20 protein-coding genes are annotated in these 22,216 nt (G+C 72.0%); 11 read left to right on the forward strand and 9 right to left on the reverse strand.

The features are described from left to right. Window positions 1-4: 4 nt before the first annotated feature. Both hemE and AB0D67_RS04420 read right to left on the reverse strand, forming a co-directional pair. Window positions 5-1,042, reverse strand: coding sequence for a uroporphyrinogen decarboxylase (hemE, locus tag AB0D67_RS04415; protein ID WP_362929791.1), 1,038 nt, complete (start codon window positions 1,040-1,042; stop codon window positions 5-7). Window positions 1,043-1,481: 439 nt separating this feature from the next. Continuing rightward, window positions 1,482-1,607, reverse strand: coding sequence for a hypothetical protein (locus AB0D67_RS04420; protein ID WP_362929793.1), 126 nt, complete (start codon window positions 1,605-1,607; stop codon window positions 1,482-1,484). Window positions 1,608-1,781: 174 nt separating this feature from the next. Here AB0D67_RS04420 and AB0D67_RS04425 point away from each other — a divergent pair, with 174 nt between their 5' ends. After that, the gene (locus tag AB0D67_RS04425) at window positions 1,782-2,381 is read left to right on the forward strand and encodes a DUF3000 domain-containing protein (protein WP_362929795.1); all 600 of its coding nucleotides are present in this window, start codon (window positions 1,782-1,784) and stop codon (window positions 2,379-2,381) included. After that, a complete protein-coding gene (locus AB0D67_RS04430; RefSeq protein WP_362929797.1) occupies window positions 2,378-3,595 on the forward strand; it encodes a ribonuclease D in 1,218 nt (405 codons plus the stop codon). The genes AB0D67_RS04425 and AB0D67_RS04430 overlap by 4 nt, the downstream gene beginning before the upstream one ends. 159 nt (window positions 3,596-3,754) lie before the next feature. Here AB0D67_RS04430 and AB0D67_RS04435 read toward each other — a convergent pair whose 3' ends face one another. Then, window positions 3,755-4,726 carry a hypothetical protein gene (locus AB0D67_RS04435; protein WP_362929799.1) on the reverse strand — a complete coding sequence of 324 codons (972 nt, stop codon included), beginning with the start codon at window positions 4,724-4,726 and terminating at the stop codon, window positions 3,755-3,757. Beyond that, entirely contained in the window at window positions 4,723-5,364 is a 642-nt protein-coding gene (locus AB0D67_RS04440; RefSeq protein WP_362929801.1) for a sigma-70 family RNA polymerase sigma factor, read from the reverse strand. The genes AB0D67_RS04435 and AB0D67_RS04440 overlap by 4 nt, the downstream gene beginning before the upstream one ends. Window positions 5,365-5,692: 328 nt before the next feature. Here AB0D67_RS04440 and AB0D67_RS04445 point away from each other — a divergent pair, with 328 nt between their 5' ends. The 3 genes from AB0D67_RS04445 to AB0D67_RS04455 are packed head-to-tail and all read left to right on the forward strand — an operon-like array spanning window position 5,693 to window position 8,848. Beyond that, on the forward strand, window positions 5,693-6,835 hold the full coding sequence (locus AB0D67_RS04445; protein WP_362929803.1) for a Gfo/Idh/MocA family oxidoreductase: 1,143 nt from the start codon (window positions 5,693-5,695) through the stop codon (window positions 6,833-6,835). Next, on the forward strand, window positions 6,835-7,965 hold the full coding sequence (locus AB0D67_RS04450; RefSeq protein ID WP_362929805.1) for a dihydrodipicolinate synthase family protein: 1,131 nt from the start codon (window positions 6,835-6,837) through the stop codon (window positions 7,963-7,965). Before AB0D67_RS04445 ends, AB0D67_RS04450 begins: the two co-directional genes overlap by 1 nt. 49 nt (window positions 7,966-8,014) lie before the next feature. After that, window positions 8,015-8,848, forward strand: coding sequence for a sugar phosphate isomerase/epimerase (locus tag AB0D67_RS04455; RefSeq protein ID WP_362929807.1), 834 nt, complete (start codon window positions 8,015-8,017; stop codon window positions 8,846-8,848). 185 nt (window positions 8,849-9,033) lie between these two features. Here AB0D67_RS04455 and AB0D67_RS04460 read toward each other — a convergent pair whose 3' ends face one another. Further along, window positions 9,034-10,041, reverse strand: a complete 1,008-nt coding sequence (locus AB0D67_RS04460; RefSeq protein WP_362929809.1) for a LacI family DNA-binding transcriptional regulator — start codon at window positions 10,039-10,041, stop codon at window positions 9,034-9,036. Between the two features lie 122 nt (window positions 10,042-10,163). Here AB0D67_RS04460 and AB0D67_RS04465 point away from each other — a divergent pair, with 122 nt between their 5' ends. The 3 genes from AB0D67_RS04465 to AB0D67_RS04475 all read left to right on the forward strand — a co-directional run bounded on the left by AB0D67_RS04465 (window position 10,164) and on the right by AB0D67_RS04475 (window position 14,214). Beyond that, window positions 10,164-11,363: a thiolase family protein gene (locus tag AB0D67_RS04465; protein ID WP_362929811.1), complete on the forward strand. Its 1,200-nt coding sequence runs from the start codon at window positions 10,164-10,166 to the stop codon at window positions 11,361-11,363. Then, window positions 11,360-13,432, forward strand: a complete 2,073-nt coding sequence (locus AB0D67_RS04470; RefSeq protein WP_362929813.1) for a 3-hydroxyacyl-CoA dehydrogenase NAD-binding domain-containing protein — start codon at window positions 11,360-11,362, stop codon at window positions 13,430-13,432. The genes AB0D67_RS04465 and AB0D67_RS04470 overlap by 4 nt, the downstream gene beginning before the upstream one ends. A gap of 305 nt (window positions 13,433-13,737) precedes the next feature. After that, a complete protein-coding gene (locus AB0D67_RS04475; RefSeq protein ID WP_362929815.1) occupies window positions 13,738-14,214 on the forward strand; it encodes an SSI family serine proteinase inhibitor in 477 nt (158 codons plus the stop codon). Window positions 14,215-14,290: 76 nt separating this feature from the next. Here AB0D67_RS04475 and AB0D67_RS04480 read toward each other — a convergent pair whose 3' ends face one another. After that, the gene (locus tag AB0D67_RS04480; RefSeq protein ID WP_362929817.1) at window positions 14,291-15,772 is read right to left on the reverse strand and encodes an amino acid permease; all 1,482 of its coding nucleotides are present in this window, start codon (window positions 15,770-15,772) and stop codon (window positions 14,291-14,293) included. A 218-nt stretch (window positions 15,773-15,990) separates the two neighbouring features. Next, the gene (gene dxs / locus AB0D67_RS04485) at window positions 15,991-17,952 is read right to left on the reverse strand and encodes a 1-deoxy-D-xylulose-5-phosphate synthase (RefSeq protein ID WP_362929819.1); all 1,962 of its coding nucleotides are present in this window, start codon (window positions 17,950-17,952) and stop codon (window positions 15,991-15,993) included. Window positions 17,953-18,094: 142 nt separating this feature from the next. Between dxs and AB0D67_RS04490 the strand changes: the two genes are divergently transcribed. The 3 genes from AB0D67_RS04490 (at window position 18,095) to AB0D67_RS04500 (ending at window position 20,672) form a co-directional block, all read left to right on the forward strand. After that, window positions 18,095-18,961, forward strand: coding sequence for a neutral zinc metallopeptidase (locus AB0D67_RS04490; protein WP_362929821.1), 867 nt, complete (start codon window positions 18,095-18,097; stop codon window positions 18,959-18,961). Between the two features lie 144 nt (window positions 18,962-19,105). After that, the gene (locus tag AB0D67_RS04495) at window positions 19,106-19,888 is read left to right on the forward strand and encodes a neutral zinc metallopeptidase (protein WP_362929823.1); all 783 of its coding nucleotides are present in this window, start codon (window positions 19,106-19,108) and stop codon (window positions 19,886-19,888) included. 211 nt (window positions 19,889-20,099) lie between these two features. Continuing rightward, window positions 20,100-20,672, forward strand: coding sequence for a hypothetical protein (locus AB0D67_RS04500; RefSeq protein ID WP_362929825.1), 573 nt, complete (start codon window positions 20,100-20,102; stop codon window positions 20,670-20,672). Between the two features lie 181 nt (window positions 20,673-20,853). Here the strand turns inward: AB0D67_RS04500 and AB0D67_RS04505 are convergent, their stop codons facing one another. Both AB0D67_RS04505 and AB0D67_RS04510 read right to left on the reverse strand, forming a co-directional pair. Then, window positions 20,854-21,165 carry a hypothetical protein gene (locus tag AB0D67_RS04505; RefSeq protein WP_362929827.1) on the reverse strand — a complete coding sequence of 104 codons (312 nt, stop codon included), beginning with the start codon at window positions 21,163-21,165 and terminating at the stop codon, window positions 20,854-20,856. 289 nt (window positions 21,166-21,454) lie between these two features. After that, a complete protein-coding gene (locus AB0D67_RS04510; protein ID WP_362929829.1) occupies window positions 21,455-22,018 on the reverse strand; it encodes an ATP-binding protein in 564 nt (187 codons plus the stop codon). Window positions 22,019-22,216: the final 198 nt, after the last annotated feature.

A 22,216-nucleotide genomic window follows, 5' to 3' on the forward strand; every position in this document is an offset into this window, starting at 1 on the left:
CGGGTCAGCGGGCGGACGTCTCGTGCACGAAGTCGGTGAGGCGGGCGAGCTGGCCGGGGTCGGCGGTGGGCGGCACGCCGTGCCCGAGGTTGAAGACGTGGCCCTCGGCCTTGGCGCCGCGGGCCAGGACGTCGGCGGCGCGGCGCTCGACCACCTCCCAGGGGGCGAACAGGACCGCCGGGTCGAGGTTGCCCTGCAGCGCCCTGCCCGGCCCCACCCGCCGGGCGGCCTCGTCGAGCGGGACCCGCCAGTCGACGCCGACCACGTCGGCGCCGGCCTCGCCGAGCAGGCCGAGCAGCTCGCCGGTGCCGACCCCGAAGTGGATGCGCGGGATGTCCAGGTCGGTCAGGCCCGCGAAGATGCGGCGGGTGTAGGGCATGACGAACTCGCGGTAGTCCTCGGGGGCGACCGCGCCCACCCAGGAGTCGAACAGCTGGACGGCCGAGGCGCCGGCCTCGGCCTGGACGCGCAGGAAGCCGAGGGTGATCCCGGTCAGGCGGTCCATCAGGGCGTGCCACAGCCGCGGCTCGCCGTACATCATCGCCTTGGTGCGGTCGTGGCTCTTGGAGGGGCCGCCCTCGATGAGGTAGGCGGCCAGGGTGAACGGCGCGCCGGCGAAGCCGATGAGCGGGGTGGCGCCCAGCTCGCCGGTCAGCGTCCGGACGGCCTCGGTGACGTAGGGGACGTCGCCGGGCTCCAGCGGGCGCAGCGTCTCGATCGCGGCGGCGTCCCGGATCGGGTCGGCCACCACCGGGCCGACTCCGGGCTTGATGTCGAGGTCGATCCCGATCGCCCTGAGCGGCACCACGATGTCGCTGAAGAAGACGGCCGCGTCCACGCCGTAGCGGCGGACCGGCTGCATCGTGATCTCCACGACGAGGTCCGGGGTGGCGCACGCGGTGAGCATCGGCACCCCCTCGCGCACGGCGTGGTACTCGGGCAGTGCGCGGCCCGCCTGGCGCATGAACCACACAGGGGTGCGGGGGACGGGACGCCGGTGGCAGGCGCGCAGGAACGGGGAGTCGGCAAGCTCGGGATTCACCCTTCCAGGGTGCCATGCCAGGGTCCCGGTCCGTTCACCCAGGCCATCTGCGGGCGATCTAGGGCGAAATCGCCATTTATTCGCTGAGATCATCTATAACAACACCCAGACAGTTTCAAGTCATGATGACGATAGTGTTCGACCTGTTTGGGTTCTTCGTCCCTCAATGGAGAGCCGGTCGGGAACGCCCGGAGAGCGGGTCCGCCGCCCGGACGACACGAAGCGATCATGTTTCCGGGTACAGTTCCTCCCATCGACGAACCTGGCCCGGCCCCCGGCTGTTCCAAATATTCGCCAAGTCACCGCGCGGCACCGATTCCGGCACCACTTTCGGGACACGCCGAGCACGTTGCGGGGAAATGTCGGCGCGACGTGCCAACGTCGGACCACGACCCGACGAAAGGCCTGTGCGATGTCCACGATGTCCATAACGTGGCGTTCACTCGAACACCGCGATGAGCACTGTGCTTCCTGCGCCGGCGACCGGGTTTTCGAGCAACCTCCCTGCCCCGACGGGCACGATCCCGGCGAGTGCCCGGAGTGGGCGTGCGTCGAGTGCGGTCACGCGCTGTTCCTCGCGCCCCGGGCGTTCCCCGGGCCGTCAGGACCCGCCGGGTCCCGCGGCGGCGGGGTCTCCCGCGCCTCCCGTCCGTCGGCGGCGTCGGCTTGATCGCTTCCGATGGCTCCTACACCCACCCCAATGGTCCCCATGCGTTCACTTTCGACCTACGCTTCCGGTATGACCATCGGTGACGCCGCGCCCGCTCCCGCCGCCTTCCGGCGGGCGGCGGCCACGCTGCGCCCCACGGAGGTCAGGCCGGAGATCGAGCTGGAGGACATCCCGGCCCCGCAGCGGCTGGCACCGTACTCGGCCGCCGTCGGCGCGTCCGTCTACCGCGACGACGACGACGAGCTGGCCGTCGGCCGCCTCATCATGCTCTTCGACCCCGACGGCCAGCGCGGCTGGGACGGCCAGTTCCGGCTCGTCGCCTACGTGCGGGCCGACATGGAGCCGGAGATCACCGAGGATCCGCTGCTGGGCCCGGTCGCGTGGAGCTGGCTCACCGAGTCGCTCGACGCCCACGGCGCCGCCTACGCCGCGGCCGGAGGCACCGTCACCAGGGCGGTGTCGGAGGGCTTCGGCAACAAGGCCGAGGATCCGGTGACCACGGAGCTGGAGCTGCGGGCCTCCTGGTCCCCGCTGGAGGAAGACCTCTCCGGCCACGTCGCCGCCTGGTGCGACCTGATGTGCCTGGCGGCGGGCATGCCACCCCTGCCACCCGGCGTGGCGGCCCTGCCGCAGCGCCGTCGCGAAGATCCGGAGTCCTTTCGAACGTGACCGACGAGACAACCATCGTTCCGCTGCTCGAGCCCAGGGAGGGGATACCTCCCGTCGTCGAGACGCCCGCCGGGCTCGCCCGCGTGGTGCGCGACTTCGCCGCCGGCACCGGCCCCGTGGCGGTGGACGCCGAGCGGGCCTCCGGCTACCGCTACAGCGGCCGCGCCTACCTGGTGCAGCTGCGCCGGGCGGGTGCGGGCAGCGCGCTGATCGACCCGATCCGCTGTCCCGACCTGTCGGAGCTGGACGCGGCGCTGGCCGACGCGGAGGTGGTGCTGCACGCCGCCTCCCAGGACCTGCCGTGCCTGGCCGAGCTGGGCTTCCTGCCACGCGCGCTGTTCGACACCGAGCTCGCCGGCCGGCTCCTCGGCTACGAGCGCGTCGGGCTCGGCATGATGGTGGAGAACGTCCTCGGTCTGAGGCTGGAGAAGGGCTACTCCGCGGCCGACTGGTCCACCCGGCCGTTGCCCGAGGACTGGCTGCGCTACGCCGCCCTCGACGTCGAGGTCCTCGTCGAGCTGCGTGACGTGCTGTACGAGGAGCTGAAGACGGCCGGAAAGCTGACGTGGGCGCAGGAGGAGTTCGCCGCCGTCCTGGCGCATCGGGCCCCGGCGCCGCGCGCGGACCCCTGGCGGCGCACCTCCGGCATCCACAAGGTCCGCTCGCTGCGCGGGCTGGCCGTGGTCCGGGAGCTGTGGACGCTCCGCGACGGGTTCGCCCGCGAGGCCGACCTCGCCCCGGGCCGGGTGCTGCCCGACTCCGCGATCGTCACCGCCGCCCTGGAACTGCCCCGCACCACCAAGGCCCTCACCGAGATCCCCCCGTTCACCGGCCGCAGCGCCCGCAAGCACCTGCGTGAGTGGCTGGCCGCGATCGGCAGGGCCCGCACCCTGCCGGAGTCGGAGCTCCCCCAGCCGAGCACGCCGGGTGACGGGCCGCCGCCCGCCAACCGGTGGATGGACCGCGACCCCGTGGCCGCCCGGCGGCTGGCCGCCGCCCGGACCGTGGTGACCTCCCTGTCCGAGGAGCACCACATGCCGGCGGAGAACCTCGTCCAGCCGGACGCCGTGCGCCGCCTGACGTGGGAGCCCCCCTCCCCCGTCGACGAGGAGGGTGTGGCGTCCCGGCTGCGCGAGCTGGGCGCCCGGGAGTGGCAGATCGAACTGACCGCGGCCCCCATCGCCAAGGCGCTGAACCGCCTCGACGAGAGCTGAGAGCCGTGGTCGCCGGCCGGAGACCGGTCATCGGGGAGCGCGCCGGCGCTCCCCGATGACGGGGCCCGGCTCCCCCCGCCGGGCCGGTGACGCGGCGCCGCGCCGCCGGAGCCCTCGCCAGGCTTCCCCGTCCGGCGGGGGGAGCCGGTGGGACCGGCCTCAGTGCCCCGGCGTGGCCGTCGCCCCCGGTACGGCCGGCGGCATCGCACCGGCGTCCTCGATCTTCTTCATGATCTCCGAAGGCACGGGTCCGGCAGGATCGATCATCAGCATGACCTGTCCGGGCGCGTACGGATCGACGTCGATCACCCGCCATGCCGGGTCGACCTCCGCCCGGGGCGTGAAAGCCCCATAGCCCCGCCCGTCCGGAACGGACCACTGGACGTTGTAGTGCCTGATCGTCAGGTGCCTCCGGGCGACCAGCTCCTCCACCTCGGCGACGGTGCGTCCCTTGACGGTGACGCCTTCCATGGCCTCTCCCTTCGCCGACGAGGAGTTGACGGAGTCGTAGGGCTCACCGGGGCGGGCCGCGCGTCCGAGGACCACCGCGGCCTCACCGGTGAAACCCGCCTGGATGCGCAGGCCGATCGGGCACCGGGCGCCGCTCGCCGTCCTGCAGGAGGGATCGCCGATCGTCGTGATCTTCCGGCCTCCTTCCATCATCACGATGTTCCCCACCAGGCTGGGAGAGACGGGGGTGAGCCTCAGGTCGATGTCGAAGCCGCACGCGAGGAAGTCGTTCCTGAGCCGCTTCTGGTCGGCGAGGGGATCCATGATGCGGGCGACCACGTAGTCACGGTCCTTGGAGCAGCTCACGGCGGCCTGAGCCGTGGACGGGTTCTCTCCGAAGATCGCGCTCCCCGTCACCACGGCCGCGGCCACCGTGGCGGCGGCGGCCCCGATCGCCAGGCGGCCCGCGAGCGGCCGCCACGGCCGGGACCGCCGGGGGGCACCAGGCTTCTGGGGCTTCTGGGGCTTCTGGGGCTTCTGGGATGAGGACGTCAGAGGGGTGGGCGGCGCGTCGTGCGCGCTCTGGGGATTCCCGGTGATCTCGGCCATGAGGTGGGCCCTTCGTTGCGCGTGGCGGCCGGCGGGAAGGTCACGCTCGCCGGGGATGAGCGGATCGGTCATGACTCCTCCACTGGGGGCCGGAGCGCGGTGTGGCGCTCACCTGGTCTGTGTGTCGTGCCGGTCATCGGTTCCCACGCGTCCGCCGGGGACGTGGCCGTCAGCCTCCTGAGCCGGGCACGGGCCCGCGACAGGCGTGAGCGCACCGTCCCCACCGGAAGGCCGAGTTCGATGGCGATGTCCTCGTAGCCGAGTCCGGCCCACACGCACAGGGACAGGATCTCCTGGTCGGCGAGGGGGAGCCGGTTCACCGCGGTGAGCACCCGGCGCATCCGGTGCTCGTCGTCGATCCGCCCGGCGATGTCATCGGCCGGATCGGGCTCCGCGGGCACGGCGGGCACCCGGTCCATGGCGTCCCGGTGGCTGCGTCTGGCGCGATAGCGGTTGCGCAGGACGTTGTTGGCCACCCCGAGAAGCCAGGGCAGCGCCGAGCTCCGCTCGGGACTCAGCTCCTTGCGCCGCCGCCACGCCTCCAGGAACACCACCGAGGTGACGTCCTCGGCTTCGGACCAGTCGGCCGTACGGCGGAAGCAGTGGTTGTAGACGGCACGCGCGTGCCGGTCGAAGATGACGCCGAAGGCCTCGGCGTCCCCGTCCGCCGCACGCCTCCATAGGTCGATGTCCGTGGGAAGGCTGTCCATCACACTGAGACCGTGTCGGCAGACGCGCACAGGTTCCCGAAATCCACAGATATTTCCCCGTATCCGATAGCGGTGGTCGCGCCCCTCGGCAGGGAAGGCCCGGGAACCGCGAACCTCGTCGGCAGGACCCGAGAGCCGTGAACCGGCCGGGCGGGAACGCGCCTCCGCGGTGACCACGTGAGCATCGGGTTCCGCCGGTGCTCACGTGGCGGGGGTCCTGAACAAGACCTGGCGGCCCCGTTCCGCCCTTCCGGGCAAGTGCTTGCCGAGGAGACGGGACTGTCGTACGGTATATCGGAAAGCGCTTTCCATAGGAGGCAGGAGAAGAATGTCCCACCGAAGCATCGGCGTCGTGATGAACGGCGTCACCGGCCGCATGGGCTACCGCCAGCATCTGGTCCGCTCGGTCCTGGCGATCAACGAGCAGGGCGGCGTGGCGCTGTCCGACGGCGGCCGGGTGACGCTCAGGCCGGTGCTGGTGGGCCGCAACCCGGACAAGCTGGCCAAGCTGGCCGCCGACCACGGCATCGAGGAGTGGACCACCGAGCTCGACGCCGCCCTCGCCGACGACTCCAACCTGATCTACTTCGACGCCCAGGTCACCCAGGCCCGGGTGAAGGCCGTCCTCGCGGCGATCGAGGCCGGCAAGCACGTCTACGCCGAGAAGCCGACCGCCGAGAACCACGGCGACGCCGTGGCGCTGGCCGAGGCCGCCGCCGCCCGGGGCGTCAAGAACGGCGTCGTGCAGGACAAGCTGTTCCTGCCGGGCCTGCTCAAGCTCAGGCGGCTGATCGACGGCGGCTTCTTCGGCCGGATCCTGTCGGTGCGCGGCGAGTTCGGCTACTGGGTCTTCGAGGGAGACTGGCAGGACGCGCAGCGCCCGTCGTGGAACTACCGCGCCGAGGACGGCGGCGGCATCGTGCTGGACATGTTCCCGCACTGGACCTACGTGCTGGAGAACCTGTTCGGCCGGATCGAGTCGGTCTACGCCCGCGCCGTCACCCACGTCCCCGAGCGGGTGGACGAGCGGGGCGAGACCTACCCCGCCACCGCCGACGACGCCGCCTACGGCGTCTTCGAGCTGGAGGGCGGCGTCGTCGCCCAGATCAACTCCTCCTGGACCGTCCGGGTGAACCGGGACGAGCTGGTGGAGTTCCAGGTGGACGGCACGCACGGCAGCGCCGTCGCGGGGCTGCGCAACTGCCGGATCCAGCATCGGGCGGCCACCCCCAGGCCGGTCTGGAACCCCGACCTGCCCGTCACGGCGCGGTTCCGCGACGAGTGGCAGGAGGTGCCGGACAACGCCGAGTTCGACAACGGCTTCAAGACCCAGTGGGAGATGTTCGTCCGGCACGTGCTGGAGGACGCGCCGTTCCCGCACGACTTCGCCTCCGGCGCGCGCGGCGTCCGCGTCGCCGAGCTGGCCCTGCGCTCCTCCGCCGAGGGCCGCCGCCTGGCGATGGAGCGGTGATGCGGATCGACCTCCCCGGCGGGGGGCACACCCTGCGCGAGCCGGTCGCCTGGGAGCGGCCCGCCGGCCCGCCGCGCGGCCGCGTCGTCTACGCAGCCGCGCACGTGGTGGCCGACCCGCTCGGCGACAACACCCCCGGCGCGCCCGCCGCCGTCGACTGGGACGCCACGCTGCGCTTCCGCCGCCACCTGTGGTCGTACGGCCTGCGCGTCGCCGACGCGATGGACACCGCGCAGCGCAACATGGGCCTGGACTGGCCGGCCACCCGCGAGCTGATCCGGCGCAGCGCCGCCGCGGCGGCGGAGCTCGGCGACCCGGCCGAGCTGGTGGCCTGCGGCGCGGGCACCGACCACGCGCCGGGCGCCGCGACCCTGGAGGAGGTCACGGCCGCCTACACCGAGCAGGCCGAGACCGTCCGCGAGGCCGGGGCCGGCGTGATCCTGATGGCCAGCCGGCAGCTCGCCGCGATCGCGCGGGGCCCGGAGGACTACCACGCGGTCTACGGCAAGCTGCTGTCGCAGGCCGACCGCCCGGTGATCCTGCACTGGCTGGGCGAGATGTTCGACCCGAACCTCGCGGGCTACTGGGGCTCGCGGGACGTCGCCGAGGCCACCGCGTCGTTCCTGGAGCTGATCCGCGAGCACGCGCCGGTGGTCGAGGGCGTCAAGGTCTCGCTGCTGGACGCCGGCCACGAGGTGGCGCTGCGCGCGGCGCTGCCGGAGGGCGTGCGGCTCTACACCGGCGACGACTTCAACTACCCGTCGCTGATCGCCTCGGGCAGCCACGCGCTGCTGGGGATCTTCGACGCGATCGCCCCGGCCGCCGCGGCGGCCCTGGCCGCCCTCGACGCCGGGGACACCGCCCGCTACGACGAGATCATGGGCCCGACGGTCCCGCTCTCCCGGAAGATCTTCGAGACGCCGACCTACCACTACAAGACCGGCATCGTCTTCCTGGCCTGGCTCAACGGCCACCAGGACGCCTTCACCATGGTGAACGGCGCCCAGGCGGCGCGCTCGCTGCCGCACCTGGCCGAGGTGTTCCGCCTGGCCGACCGGGCCGGGCTGCTGGCCGACCCCGAGCTGGCCGTCCACCGGATGCGGTCGCTGCTGGCGGTGCACGGATGCTGAGCGGACGGGAGAGCCGGCCGCGGGCCGAGGCCCGGAAGGGGACGACACGATGAGCCGCCTGTCGCTGAACCAGTGGACCACCCGGCGGTGGTCGGTGGCCGAGGCCGTCGATGGCTGCGTACGGCACGGCGTCGGGGCGATCGGCCTGTGGCGGCAGGACGTCGCCGCGCAGGGCCTGGACGAGACCGTGAAGCTGGTGGCCGACGCGGGCCTGCGGGTGTCGTCGCTGTGCCGGGGCGGCTTCCTGACCTCCGGGGACCGGGAGGCGCTCGACGACAACCGGCGGGCGATCGACGAGGCCGCCACGCTGAGCGCGGCGTGCCTGGTCATGGTGGTCGGCGGCCTGCCGGGCGTGACGCCGGGCGAGCCCTCCCCCGCGGTGGACCGCGACCTCGCCGGGGCCAGGGAGCGCGTCGCCGGGGCGCTGGCCGAGCTGGTGCCGTACGCCGCCGAACGCGGGGTACGGCTGGCCCTGGAGCCGCTGCACCCGATGTACTGCGCCGACCGGGCGGTGCTGTCCACCCTCGGGCAGGCGCTCGACCTGGCCGGGCCGTACCCGGCGGAGCGGGTAGGCGTGGTCGTCGACACCTTCCACGTGTGGTGGGACCCGCAGGTCCTGGCGCAGATCGCCAGGGCGGGCGAGCGGATCGCCTCCTACCAGGTGTGCGACCACCTGCATCCGCTCCCGGCCGACGTGCTGCTCGGCCGGGGCGTGATGGGCGACGGCGTCATCGACTTCGCGCCGCTGACCCGGGCGGTGGCCGAGGCGGGCTACACCGGGGACATCGAGGTGGAGATCTTCAACGCCGACGTGTGGGCCGCCGACCCCGACGAGGTCCTGGCCCGGGTGAAGGAGAGGTTCGCCGGGCTGATCGAGGACTGAGGCCGGCCCGGAGGACGGCCGGAGGCCGATGGTCGTCCGGCCGTCGGGCATGTCCCGCCACCCGAGCCGTTCCGCCGTCCTGCCGTCCGGTTTCGTCCTGTCACCCTGTCCGCCCCGCCGTCCGCGTGGCGGGACGGTCCGCGCGCACGGCCGGGGCGCGGCGTTCCGCACCGCGGCGGGCCGGCTCAGCCGAGGCGGCGGGTGCTCTCGCGGAGGACGACCTCGCCGGCCACGGCCTCGATCCTGGGCCCGGCGTCCGCGCCGTCCCCGGGCGGCGTGAGGGCCAGCTCCATCGCCCGCGCCCCCATGTCCGTCAGCGGCAGCCGTACGGTGGTCAGCTGCGGGACCAGGTCCCGCAGGGTGGAGATGTCGTCGAACCCGGCCACCGACACGTCGCCGGGCACGTCGGCCCCCCGGTCGCGGAAGGACGCCAGCGCGCCCACCGCCATCACGTCGTTGACCGCGAACACGCAGGTGGCGTCGGACACCTCGGCCGCCGCGGCGTGACCGCCGTCGCGGTCGAAGGAGCCGTGGACGACCTGCGGGGCGGGCAGGCCCAGCTCTGCGAGCGCCCCGGCGAACCCGGACAGCCGGTCCTGGGCGGTGAGCAGCCGCTCGGGCCCGGCGAGCACGGCGAAGCGGCGGTGTCCCAGACCGGCGAGGGCCCGCGCCAGGTCGGCGGCGCCCTCGCGGTTGCCCGGCACCACCGTGTCGACGCCCAGCGCCTCCTGACCGACGCAGGCCACCCGGCCGCCGGTCTGCAGGTAGCGGTCGAGCTCCTGGCGCATCCTGCGGGTCACGCCGGCGTCGTCGACCCTGGACCCGGTGAGCAGCACGGCGCGGACCCGCTGGGCGTTCAGGGTGGAGACGTAGGCGATCTCCCGTTCGGGGTCGCGGTGCGTGGTGCCCACCATGACCATGAACTCGTGGCTCTCGGCCACCCGCATCGCGCCGTCGGCGAGCGCGGCGAAGTAGGGGTCGGTGAGGTCGTGGACCACCAGGCCGATCACGTTGCTGGCGCCCCTGGCCAGCGTCTGGGCCGCCACGTTGGTCCGGTAGCCGAGCTGGTGGGCGGCCAGCTCCACCTTGGCCCGCAGCGATGCGCCCACCTGGCGGGTGCTGCCGTTGAGCACCCGCGAGGCCGTGGCGAGCGACACGCCGGCCTGCCGTGCGACATCTTCGAGAGTGACCATCGCGACCTCCAGGAAAACGATTTCCCAGTCTGCCGCAGATGCGGAGGGGGCGGGTCGTGTGAGATGTTGTTACCGACGAGTAGCATGGGGGGTGAAGCTACCCAGCAACGAGGAGCGAACCCGTGCCTTCGTCTCGTGACGTCGTATTCGTCGACGGTGTGCGCACACCGTTCGGCAGGTCGGGCCCCAAGGGCCTGTATGCCGAGACGCGCGCCGACGACCTGGTCGTCCGCGTCATCCGTGAGCTGATCCGGCGCAACCCGAACCTGCCGCCGGAGCGGGTCGACGAGGTGGCCATCGCCGCCACAACCCAGATCGGCGACCAGGGACTGACCATCGGCCGGTCCGCCGCCGTGCTGGCCGGGCTGCCCAAGAGCGTCCCCGGTTACGCGATCGACCGCATGTGCGCCGGAGCGATGACCGCGGTGACCACGGTCGCCGGCGGCATCGCCTTCGGCGCCTACGACGTCGCCATCGCCGGCGGCGTCGAGCACATGGGCCGCCACCCGATGGGCGAGGGCGTCGACCCCAACCCGCGGTTCCTGTCCGAGAAGCTCGTGGACGGCTCCGCCTTGGTCATGGGCATGACCGCGGAGAACCTGCACGACCGCTACCCGTCCATCTCCAAGGAGCGCGCCGACGCCTTCGCCGCCGCCTCCCAGGAGAAGGTCGCCAAGGCCTACGCCGACGGCAGGATCCAGCCCGACCTGGTGCCGGTCGCCGTCCGGACCGCCGAGAAGGGCTGGGGCCTGGCCACCGCCGACGAGGGGCCCCGCCCCGGCACCACCATGGAGGGCCTGGCGACGCTGAAGACCCCGTTCCGCCCGCACGGCCGGGTCACCGCGGGCAACGCCTCCGGCATCAACGACGGCGCGACCGGCTGCATCGTGGCCGCCGCCGACGCCGCCGCCGAGCTGGGCCTCACTCCCAAGATGCGGCTGGTCTCCTACGCCTTCGCCGGCGTGGACCCCGAGGTCATGGGCGTCGGGCCGATCCCGTCCACCGAGCGGGCGCTGCGCCTGGCCGGGCTGTCGATCTCCGACATCGGGCTCTTCGAGATCAACGAGGCCTTCGCCGTACAGGTGCTGGCGTTCCTGGAGCACTTCGGCATCGCCGACGACGACGCCCGGGTCAACCCCTACGGCGGCGCCATCGCCTTCGGCCACCCGCTGGCCTCCTCGGGCGTGCGGCTGATGACGCAGCTCGCCCGCGAGTTCGGCGAGCGCCCCGACGTCCGGTACGGCGTCACCACGATGTGCGTCGGCATGGGCATGGGCGGAACGGTCATCTGGGAGAACCTCGCCTGGGAAGGTGCGAAGTGACGGACATCAGGGAAATCTTCAGCGACGAGGTCGTCACCCGCGCCATCGTCCGCGACGTGGAGCTGCCCGACGGCGCCGGCACCATGGCGCTGATCACGCTGGACAACGGCTTCGACCACACCAAGCCGTCCACGTTCGGCCCGGCCGGCCTCACCTCCCTGGCCGAGGCCCTCGACGCGGTCGAGGCCCGCACCGACCTCGCCGCCGTGGGCGTCACCGGCAAGCCGTTCATCTTCGCCGTCGGCGCCGACCTCAAGGGCGCCGCGCTGGTCGCCGAGCGTGACCAGGCGCTGGAGATCGGCAGGCTCGGGCACCGGGTGTTCCGCCGCCTGGGCGAGCTGAGCGTGCCGTCGTTCGCGTTCGTCAACGGCGCGGCGATGGGCGGCGGCCTGGAGGTCGCCCTGCACTGCGCCTACCGGACGATCTCCTCCGGCGTGCCCGCGGTCGCCCTGCCCGAGTGCTTCCTCGGCCTGGTGCCCGGCTGGGGCGGCACCCAGCTCCTGCCCCGCCTGATCGGCCCGGCCGCGGCGCTCAAGCTCATCATCGAGAACCCGCTGTCGCAGAATCGGATGATCAAGGGCCGGGACGCCTTCGCCGCCGGCATCGCCGACGCGATGTTCGAGCCCGCCGACTTCCTGGAGGAGTCGCTGCGCTGGGCCGCCAAGGTGCTGCGCGGCGAGGTGACGGTCTCCCGGACCGACCACACCGCCGAGGACTGGGCCAAGCCCGTCGCCGACGCCCGCTTCCTCGTCGACATGAAGCTGCGCGGCGCCTCCCCCGCCCCCTACCGGGCGCTGGAGCTGGTCGAGCTGGCCCGCACCGCCTCCCGCGACGAGGGCTTCGCCGCCGAGGACGAGGCCCTGGCCGACCTCCTCATGGGAGACGAGCTGCGCGCCGGCCTGTACTCCTTCGACCTGGTGCAGCGCCGCGCCAAGCGGCCCGCCGGGGCCCCGGACAAGGCGCTGGCCCGCAAGGTCACCAAGGTCGGCGTCGTCGGCGCGGGCCTGATGGCCTCCCAGATGGCGCTGCTGTTCGCCCGCCGCCTGGAGGTCCCGGTCGTGCTGACCGACCTCGATCAGGCCCGCCTCGACAAGGGCGTCGGCTACGTCCACGGCGAGATCGACAAGCTGCTCGGCAAGGGCCGCGTCTCCGCCGACCAGGCCAACCGGCTCAAGGGCCTGGTGACGGGCTCGCTGACCAAGGACGCGTTCGCCGACGCCGACTTCGTCATCGAGGCCGTCTTCGAGGACATGAAGGTCAAGCAGCAGGTGTTCGCCGAGGTGGAGCAGGTCGTCTCCGCCGAGTGCGTGCTGGCCACCAACACCTCCTCGCTCTCGCTGACCGAGATGGCCTCCAGGCTGGAGCACCCCGAGCGGGTGGTGGGCTTCCACTTCTTCAACCCGGTCGCCGTGATGCCGCTGCTGGAGATCATCCGCGGCGCGAGGACCGACGACGCGACGCTGGCCACCGCCTTCGCCGTCGGCAGGACGCTGAAGAAGTCGTCGGTGCTGGTCAAGGACGCGCCCGCGTTCGTGGTCAACCGCATCCTGACCCGCTTCATGGGCGAGGTCATCGGCGCGGTGGACGAGGGCACCCCGCTGGAGACCGCCGACCACGCGCTGGACGGCCTCGGCCTGCCGATGAGCCCGTTCGCGCTGCTCCAGCTCGTCGGCCCGGCCGTCGCGCTGCACGTCGCCGAGACCATGCACCAGGCGTTCCCCGACCGCTTCGGCGTGTCGGAGAACCTCGCCCGGCTGGTGGCGGCGGGCAAGCCGGGCGTGTTCAAGCCCGACTTCACGCCCGACCCCGAGGCGGCCGCCTTCTTCGCGGGCGGCACCTCCCCGTCCACCGCGGAGGAGGTGCGGCTGCGCGCCCTGCGCGCCCTGGAGCAGGAGATCCGCATCATGCTCGACGAGGGCGTGGTGTCCGCGCCCCAGGACATCGACCTGTGCATGATCCTGGGCGCCGGCTGGCCGTTCCACCTGGGCGGCATCACGCCGTACCTGGACCGCGAGGGCGTCGCCCGGCCGCGGTTCCTGCCGCCGGGCGTGGCGTCGGTCCCGGCCTGACCCGACTCTGACCCGTACGGCCGCGCGGCGCTCCCCGGGACACCGCGCGGCCCATCCGGGCTTCCCGGCCGGTTTCCGGGAGACCCGCGCGGCCGTACGGACGTCAGGACCGGACCCCGGTGCGGCCCGCGCGGCGCTCCCCGAGGCGGCCGCGCGGCTCGCTTCATGCCCCGCCCTTTTCGACCCCTCCTGTAGGGCTTTAAGGGGAAAGGCCGGGCAGATCTCCCGGCCCGGAGAGGGCGAGCGGGAAGATCCTTGGCCATGTCCCGGCCGGGTCCTTACCCGACACGGGGAACATCCCCGCCATGAGAACCGTCAAGATCGCTTCCGCGGTCATGCTGTTCGCCCTCGCCGTCATGTCGCACGCGGCCGAGTCCTCCGCCCCGGACGGCCCCTCGAGCGTCTCGGACGACCTCGCCGCCGCCCTCGGCGGCTCCTCCCCCGTCCAGGACCCCGCCGCGGACCCCGCCGGAGCCGGCCCGCCCATCACGCTCACCCTCTCCGTCGCCGGCGGCCCGGCCAAGAGCGTCGTGCTGCGGTGCGGCGACGCCGGGGACGGCGGCAGCCACCCGGACCCGGCCACGGCCTGCGGCCTGCTCCGCCAGGTGGACGGCGACCTGCCCAGGCTCACCTACGACATCGACCTGATCTGCCCGCCGGAGTACGACCCGCACACCGTCGGCGCGTTCGGCACCTGGGCGGGCAGGCCCGTCCGGTTCACCCGGACCTACGACAACGGCTGCGAGATGACCGCCCTCACCGGCCCGCTGTTCCGCTTCTGAGCCCATCCCGCCGCCGGGGTCCTCACCGTCTCCGGAGCCGTCCGAACCCGTCCTGTCTCCGGGACCCGTCCCGCGGCTAAGAGGCCGTCTTACCGGCCTCCGCCTCGCGGCCCGCCGCCCGGCTGTGGCGGTAGCCGAACGCCGCGTAGAGGACGATGCCGAGGAGCATCCACACCACGAACCGCAGCCAGGTCTCCACCGGCAGGTTCAGCATCAGGTACACGCAGGCCAGCACCGAAAGGATCGGCACCAGCGGCACCAGCGGGGTGCGGAAGGAACGCGGCAGCTCCGGCCGGGTGCGGCGGAGGATGACGACGGCGATCGAGACGATGACGAACGCGAACAGCGTGCCGATGTTGACCAGCTCGGCGATCGCCGACAGCGGTACGAACCCGGCGAGCAGCGCGACGATGACGCCCATCAGGATCGTGATCCGGTACGGCGTGCCGAACTTCGGGTGGACCCTGGCGAACCACCCGGGCAGCAGGTTGTCGCGGGCCATCGCGAACGTCACCCGCGACTGGCCCAGCATGAGGATCATCACGACCGTGGTGAGCCCGGCCAGTGCGCCGATGCTGATGAGCGTCGCGGTCCAGGTCTGGCCGACCGCCTTGAACGCGTCGGCCAGCGGCGCCGCCTCGCTGAGCCGCGAGTACGGCTCCATGCCGACGACGACCAGGGAGACCGCGACGTACAGGACGGTGCAGATGACGAGCGAGCCGATGATGCCGATGGGCAGGTCCCGCTGGGGGTTGCGGGTCTCCTCGGCGGCGGTGGCGACCACGTCGAAGCCGATGAAGGCGAAGAACACGATCGCGGCGGCGGTGAAGACGCCCATCACGCCGAAGGCGACCGGGCTGATGCCGAACACCACCTGGATCAGCGGTGCCGCCAGACCCTCCACCGCCGGGGTCGGCTTGGCCGGCGGGATGAACGGGCTGTAGTTGGCCCCCCTGACGAAGAACAGCCCCGCTACGATGACCAGCAGCACCACGGTGACCTTGATGGCGACGACGATCAGGTTGAACCGGGACGACAGCTTGACGCCGGCGACCAGGATCGCGGTCAGGACCAGCACGATCAGCGCCGCGGGCAGGTTGAACGCCGCGCCCTCCCCGGCTATCGCGGTGGGCAGGGCCAGCCCCGCCGAGTCCAGCAGCGACGTCAGATAACCCGACCAGCCGACCGCGACGACCGCGGCGGCGAGCATGAGCTCCAGCGTCAGGTCCCAGCCGATGATCCAGGCGGGGAACTCGCCCAGGGTGGCGAAGGCGAACGTGTAGGCCGATCCGGCGACGGGGACGGTGGAGGCGAACTCGGCGTAGCACAGCGCGGCCAGCGCGCAGACGATCCCCGCCACCACGAACGACAGGGCCACCGCGGGCCCCGCCAGGTCCCTGGCGACCCGGCCGGTGAGCACGAAGATACCGGTGCCGATGATGACGCCGATGCCGAAGACCGTCAGGTCGAGCGCGGACAGGTCCTTGCGCAACCGGTGCTCCGGCGCCTCGGTGTCCTTGATCGACTGCTCTACCGACTTGACGCGGAAAACGCCCACGGGATCCCCCTTGACCATCCAGAGCCGCTGCGCCCCATGGGTCAGGTCATGCCCACCGGATCAACTCCTGAACGGTCGCGATACGGGTTCTTCCCGGGAAAGCCCCTGGTCACTCCCGGACATCCGTACCGGAAGACCGCGCGGGCCGGCGCACCCGGGCCCCGTGACGGCGGCGACCGGCGCGCCGGCCCGTGGATGACGGCCCGCGACGGCGGAGGTCAGCGGGCCGGGTCGTTCTCCAGCGCCGGGGTCCGCCGCGCCACCGCCTCGGTGACCTCCCTGGCGATGTCCTGGGAGGTCAGCCCGATGTCGCTGAGGATCTTCGCCCGCTTGGCGTGGTCCAGGAACCGCTGCGGAACGCCGTAGACGCGGACCGGGACGTCGACGTCGGCGTCGCGCAGCAGGCGGGCGACCGCGTCGCCCACGCCGCCGACCCGGCCGTTGTCCTCGACCACCACGACCAGCCGGTGCGCCGCGGCGGCGGCCACCAGCGCCTCGTCCAGCGGCTTGACCCAGCGGGGGTCCACCACGGTGGCGGAGATGCCCTGCGCGTCCAGCAGGGCGGCGGCCTCCAGGCAGGTCTCGGCCATCGGGCCGACCGACACGAACAGCACGTCCAGCGGACCGGCGGCCGGGGCATCGCTCTCCGCGGGCAGATCGGGACCGCCCGCGCGCAGCACGTCCATCGTGCCGAGCCTGCCGACCGCCTCGACCTCGGCGGGCACCGGGCCCTTGGGGTAGCGCACGACCGTGGGGCCGTCGTCGACGGCCACCGCCTCGGCCAGCAGCTCGCGCAGCCGCGGCTCGTCACGCGGCACGGCGATGGACAGACCCGGGACGACCTGGAGGATCGACAGGTCCCACATGCCGTTGTGGCTGGCGCCGTCGTCGCCGGTGACGCCCGCCCGGTCCAGGACGACCGTGACCGGCAGCCGGTGCAGGGCGACGTCCATCAGCAGCTGGTCGAAGGCCCGGTTGAGGAACGTCGCGTAGACCGCGACCACCGGGTGCAGGCCGCCCAGCGCCAGGCCCGCGGCGCTGGTCAGCGCGTGCTGCTCGGCGATGCCGACGTCGTACAGGCGGTCGGGGAACGCCTCGGAGAACGGGATCAGCCCGGTCGGGCCGAGCATCGCCGCGGTGATCGCCACGAGGTCCTTGCGCTCGGCGCCCAGCCGTACGATCTCCTGGCTGAAGACGTTGGTCCAGCCGTGCGGCTTGGGCTTCTCCTCGCCGGTCAGCGGGTCGAACACGCCGGGCGAGTGGAAGCAGTCCTCGCCGTGGTTCTCGGCGAAGGAGTAGCCGAAGCCCTTCTTGGTGAGCACGTGCACGATGACCGGGCGGCGGAAGCCCCTGGCCTTGCGCAGCGCGGCCTCCACCGCCTGCTCGTCGTGGCCGTCGACCAGCCCGATGTACTTCAGGCCGAGGTCCTCGAACATCACCTGCGGGGCCAGGACGTCCTTGAGCCCCTTCTTCATGCCGTGCAGCGCGTCGTAGACCGGCGGGCCGACGACGGGCACCTTCGTCAGGTTGTCCTTGACGAAGTCGAGCACGTCCTCGTAGCGCTGGGTGGCGCGCAGCGAGGCCAGGTGGGAGGCGAGGCCGCCGATCGTCGGCGAGTAGGAGCGGCCGTTGTCGTTGACCACGATGATCAGCGGCAGGTCCTTGCTCGCCGCGATGTTGTTGAGCGCCTCCCAGGCCATGCCGCCGGTGAGCGCGCCGTCGCCGATCATCGCGACGACCGTGCGGTCGGCCTCGCGGCGCAGCTTGAACGCCTTGGCCAGGCCGTCGGCGTACGACAGCGCGGTGGAGGCGTGGGAGTTCTCGATGACGTCGTGCTCGGACTCGGCCCGGCTCGGGTAGCCCGACAGCCCGCCCTCCTGGCGGAGCGTGTCGAACCGGTCGGCGCGGCCGGTGAGCATCTTGTGGACGTACGCCTGGTGGCCGGTGTCCCACAGGAGGGTGTCGCGCGGCGAGTCGAACACCCGGTGCAGGGCGATCGTCAGCTCGACGACCCCGAGGTTGGGCCCCAGGTGGCCGCCGATGCGCGCCGTGGAGCTGACCAGCAGGTCGCGGATCTCGGCGGCGAGCCGCGGCAGCTCCTCGGGCCGCAGCTGCTTCAGGTCTCCCGGTCCCTTGACCGTTTCCAGAAGACTGCCAGGCCGTCCGGTCCGCTCGCTCACGGAATCATCCCCTCTGTCCAGTCAGCATCTGGGACGAGTCTAGTTCGCATGACGCCCCGTGCCTCCAAGACAGCGGATTCTGCACGTTCAGCGTGGGGTTTCCGCATGTTTTGTACACAGTTGGGCTAGCCTTTGCCTCACCATGAGCACTTTCCCCTTCAGACAACTCTCGTCACTGGTGGTCGCTCCCCTGGCGTTCGGCCTGGTCATGGCCACCGGCACCGCCGAAGCCGCCACCGTCACCGCCCCCGCCGCCGGAACCGCCGCCTCCACGGCGACCGCGGCCGCCACCACGGTGAAGGCACCCCCGCGCGGCCGTGCCGCCGTGACCGCCAACCCGCTCTACCGCACCGGTCTGCTCCCCAACGTCACCTGCGCCGCCGGGCAGATCCGCGCGGGCAGCGCGGCCTCCTACCGGTCCTTCATGGCGAAGGTCAACCGCTGCCTGAACCTGGCGTGGAAGACCCAGTTCCGCAAGGCCGGCCTGTCCTTCGCCCAGCCCAGGCTCCGCTTCACCACCACCAAGGTGGGAAGCCCCTGCGGCAGGTGGCCGGGCGGCGCCGGCGGCTACTACTGCTCCAGCAACCGCACCATCTACATCGGTGTGTTCCGCTCGGTGCTGAAGCAGCCGTACGCGCCCAACAACGCGCAGTTCATGGCCCACGAGTACGCCCACCACGTGCAGCAGCTCTCCGGGATCATGGGCTACTACGGCCAGAGCGTCTGGCGGGCCCGCACCTCCGCCAAGCTCGCCTACTCCCGTCGCCTGGAGCTTCAGGCCGACTGCATGGGCGCGGCGTTCCTCCGCCAGATCTCCGACGACCTGCCGGTCCCGCAGGACCACTGGGACGCCATGATCCGCTGGACCGTCCAGAACGGCCAGAAGGTCTGGCCGACCAACGACCACGGCAAGGGGCGCAGCCAGGCCTACTGGCTGAACCGCGGCTTCAACTCCGGCTCGCCGTCGTCCTGCAACACCTGGACCGTCTCCAGCTCCCGGGTCGCCTGACCTTCCTCCCCGTTCCACCTGTTCCACCGTCCTCACCGCGCGGCCGTACCCCTTCTCCCAGGGGTACGGCCGCGCGCGTCTTCCGGGCACGGAGATCCCCAATCCGCTTTACCGGCGCTTTATGCCTCTATAGGGTTCGTGATCATGCGTACCCCCCTCATCACCCTGCTCTCGGGCGTGTTCGCGGGCCTGCTGTTCACCGGCACGGCCGCCGCGGGCGTCACCGGGCAGGCCGCGGCCCCCGTGCCCACGGGCACCAAGGCCCTCACCAGCAACCCGATCTACAAGACCGGTTCCCTCGACGCCACCTCCTGCCAGGAGCAGCCCGTCAAGCCGGACGACCTCGACTCCTCCCGGGTCTACCTGGAGTTCGTCGTCGAATGCCTCAACGACACCTGGAGCAGGCAGTTCGCCAAGGCCAAGCTGCCCTTCTCCAAGCCCGGCTTCCAGACCACCTCCCGGCTCGGCTTCCCGACCGGCTGTGGACCGTTCCCGAAGGGCGCCCAGGCGGTCTACTGCGCGAAGACCAAGAGGATCACCTTCCTGCTGAACCCGTCCATCCTGTCGGAGTCGACCGAGCTGTTCCTGCTGGAGGTCGTCGCCCACGAGTACGGCCACCATGTGCAGCGGCTCTCCGGGATGACGGGCGCCCTCGACCACAGGAGGTACCGGACCAAGAAGGCCCTCCTCGCCGACATCCGGAAGATCGAACTCCAGGCCGAGTGCCTCGGCGGCGCCTTCATCGGCAGCATCTGGCGCGACCTCGGCCGCAGCCAGTCCGACCTCCGCTACGTCGTCAGCTACGCCTACGACACCGTCAGCCACGGCAAGGCCAGGAACGTCGCCTACTGGCTGAACCGCGGCTTCGACCAGGAGAGCCCGGGCGCTTGCAACACCTGGACCGCCTCCCCCTCCAAGGTCTCCTGACCCAAGCCGATGCCACCCTGGAGGCCATCCGGGGTGGTTCTTTTCCACCCGGAGGAAGCTCCGCCCTCCCGCGCCCGCGTCCGCCGGCGACTCCGGCGGAAACCTCCGGCGACACGCCGCTCACCCTGCGTAAGCTGGTCCCGCCTGGACGCCCTCCACGTCACACGTCAGGCACTCCCCCTATCGCGCGTGACAGCGAGGAGAAGACGCGTTGAGCACGAACACGGAAGCACGGATCTCGCTTCTGGAGCAGGACGTCGCCGACCTGCGCACCTGGTCCCTGGAGCAGTCGAAGGTGTCGGTGGCGATCCTCGCGGCCCTCGGTGACCTCCGGAAGGGCCAGGAGGACCTCCAGAAGAGTCAGGAGGAGCTCCGGAAGGGCCAGGAGGAACTCTGGAAGGGCCAGGAGGGACTCCGAAACGAGGTCGGAGGACTCCGGGAGGGGCAGGAAGCACTCCGGAAGGATCAAGAGGGACTCCGAAACGAGGTCGGAGGACTCCGGGACGAGCTTCACGCCGAGGTCAGAGCACTCCGGAAGGATCTCTACACCGAGGCCAGAAGCCTCCGGGGTGAGATCGGAGTGGTCCGAACCGAAGTCGGAGGGCTCCGAAACGAGATCGGCGGGGTGAAGGAGGAGATCAAGGAGATCCGAGGGGACCTCGGGGCGGTCAAGCGGTCCGTCGGCAACCTCGAATCCTCCATGAAGCGCGTCGAGGGCGACGTGGCCGAGGTCAAGGCCGGCCACATCGAGCTGCGCAACCTGGTCGCCGGAATGATCAGGTAACGGCGAGGGCCGCCGTCCCGCTGGCCCGGCGGGAGGGCGGCCCGTCTCCTCACATCCCCTCGACGCAGCCTCTGCCCGCCACGACGCACCCCATGCACGACCGAAGCCCTGAATTTCCATAAACGCCAAAAAGACCGATGCAAGGGGAGAGATCGGGCACGGCAACGGCCCGCACCCCTCTTCATCGCACCGGCACTCCCCCGCTCTCGTAGAGGTCCGCGCAGCGCAGCATGACCCCGCGGACGGTGGTGGCCAGGTCGTGCACGCCGTACACCATGTAGAGGCGGCGGCCGGTCTTCGGTGAGGTGCGGCCGGTCCACCACCGGTAGACCGCGCCGTCCGTCCAGACCACCAGGTCGGCCCAGAACAGCACCAGAGCCAGGCCGTACCCGCCGTGAACGTCGCCCAGGACACCCCTGCCCGCCAGCTCGTCGCGAAGCCGCCACGCGGCCCGTACGGCCGGCGTCGTCACCAGCGCACCCTGCGCGTTCACCGTTTCCCGCCCCCCGAGAGATCCGTCGGGAACGCGGACGCGTTCCCTCCTGACAGTGTCGGGACGCCGCCACTCGGGGCAGTCAATTGATCACCAAGGGACCTGCCGATCTTGGTCCGGATCGGTTGTGGAACTCGGTACGGTTTCGTGGCGCTCTTTGCGGGACGGCCCAGCAGAATGCCTGTCTCGGGGCGGCCCCGCAGGACATCCATCGAGAAGGCGGCTCGACCGGGCGCTTCACCACTGGGCGACCCGGCGGCACCCATCACAGGGCGGCTCGGCGGAGTGCTCACCGCGGGGGCAACTCGGCCCAGACCGCGTGGCCCACCGCCTGCGTCCCCCGCACCCCGACCCGAACCGCCAGGCCGGCGACCAGCGCCAGGCCCCGGCCGTCCTCGGCAAGCGCATCGGCGTCGCGACGCGGGGCGAACCTCGGGGTCGCTCCCCAGCCGCAGTCGTAGACGGTGACCCGGATCGCGGTGGTCCTGCGGGCCACCTCCACGATGAAGGTGCCGTACGGCTGCCCGCTGGCGGTGTGCGCGACGGCGTTGGCGGCCAGCTCGGCGACGATCTGCTCGGCGTCGTCGCGGCGGGGAGAGTCCTCCAGCAGGAAGCGGACGAAGCGGCGGGCCTCCGGGATCTGGTCGGCGCGGCCGGGGAAGGTCCGCCGGTAGGTCATGCCCCCGGGCCACAGCCCCACCATGGCGTCCACCAGCATCGGCGCCACCTCGCCGCAGGCGAGGGCATCATCGGCGGGAGCAGGGATCGCCTCGTCGGAGATGGAGCTCGCCTCAGCGGGAGTGGGACCCACCTCGTCAGGAGCAGGGCTCGCCTCGTCGGGGGCAGCGGTCATGTCGTCTCCTCGGATGCGTGTTTCTCGGGTGGGTGTCCTTGGGCCCGTGTCCTCGCGTGCGCGCGAGGAACCGTCCCGCACACGGTGACGCGGACCGCCCGCCGCGCCGATCCCCATCCGCGTCCGCCGGACCACCCCACCCGAACACCCCGCCGACCTGCGCCGACCCCGCACCGGCCGCCCGCGTATCCCCACTTC

Source organism: Streptosporangium sp. NPDC048047, from assembly GCF_040653115.1.
Lineage (GTDB): Bacteria > Actinomycetota > Actinomycetes > Streptosporangiales > Streptosporangiaceae > Streptosporangium.

Coding starts and splice junctions, on each gene's coding strand:
- AB0D67_RS04450 (WP_362929805.1), top strand. CDS start 6,835: ATGCGGATCGACCTCCCCGGCGGGGGGCACACCCTGCGCGAGCCGGTC.
- AB0D67_RS04455 (WP_362929807.1), top strand. CDS start 8,015: ATGAGCCGCCTGTCGCTGAACCAGTGGACCACCCGGCGGTGGTCGGTG.
- AB0D67_RS04510 (WP_362929829.1), bottom strand. CDS start 22,018: ATGACCGCTGCCCCCGACGAGGCGAGCCCTGCTCCTGACGAGGTGGGT.
- AB0D67_RS04490 (WP_362929821.1), top strand. CDS start 18,095: ATGAGCACTTTCCCCTTCAGACAACTCTCGTCACTGGTGGTCGCTCCC.
- AB0D67_RS04445 (WP_362929803.1), top strand. CDS start 5,693: ATGTCCCACCGAAGCATCGGCGTCGTGATGAACGGCGTCACCGGCCGC.
- AB0D67_RS04495 (WP_362929823.1), top strand. CDS start 19,106: ATGCGTACCCCCCTCATCACCCTGCTCTCGGGCGTGTTCGCGGGCCTG.
- AB0D67_RS04425 (WP_362929795.1), top strand. CDS start 1,782: ATGACCATCGGTGACGCCGCGCCCGCTCCCGCCGCCTTCCGGCGGGCG.
- AB0D67_RS04475 (WP_362929815.1), top strand. CDS start 13,738: ATGAGAACCGTCAAGATCGCTTCCGCGGTCATGCTGTTCGCCCTCGCC.
- AB0D67_RS04440 (WP_362929801.1), bottom strand. CDS start 5,364: ATGGACAGCCTTCCCACGGACATCGACCTATGGAGGCGTGCGGCGGAC.
- AB0D67_RS04460 (WP_362929809.1), bottom strand. CDS start 10,041: ATGGTCACTCTCGAAGATGTCGCACGGCAGGCCGGCGTGTCGCTCGCC.
- AB0D67_RS04435 (WP_362929799.1), bottom strand. CDS start 4,726: ATGACCGATCCGCTCATCCCCGGCGAGCGTGACCTTCCCGCCGGCCGC.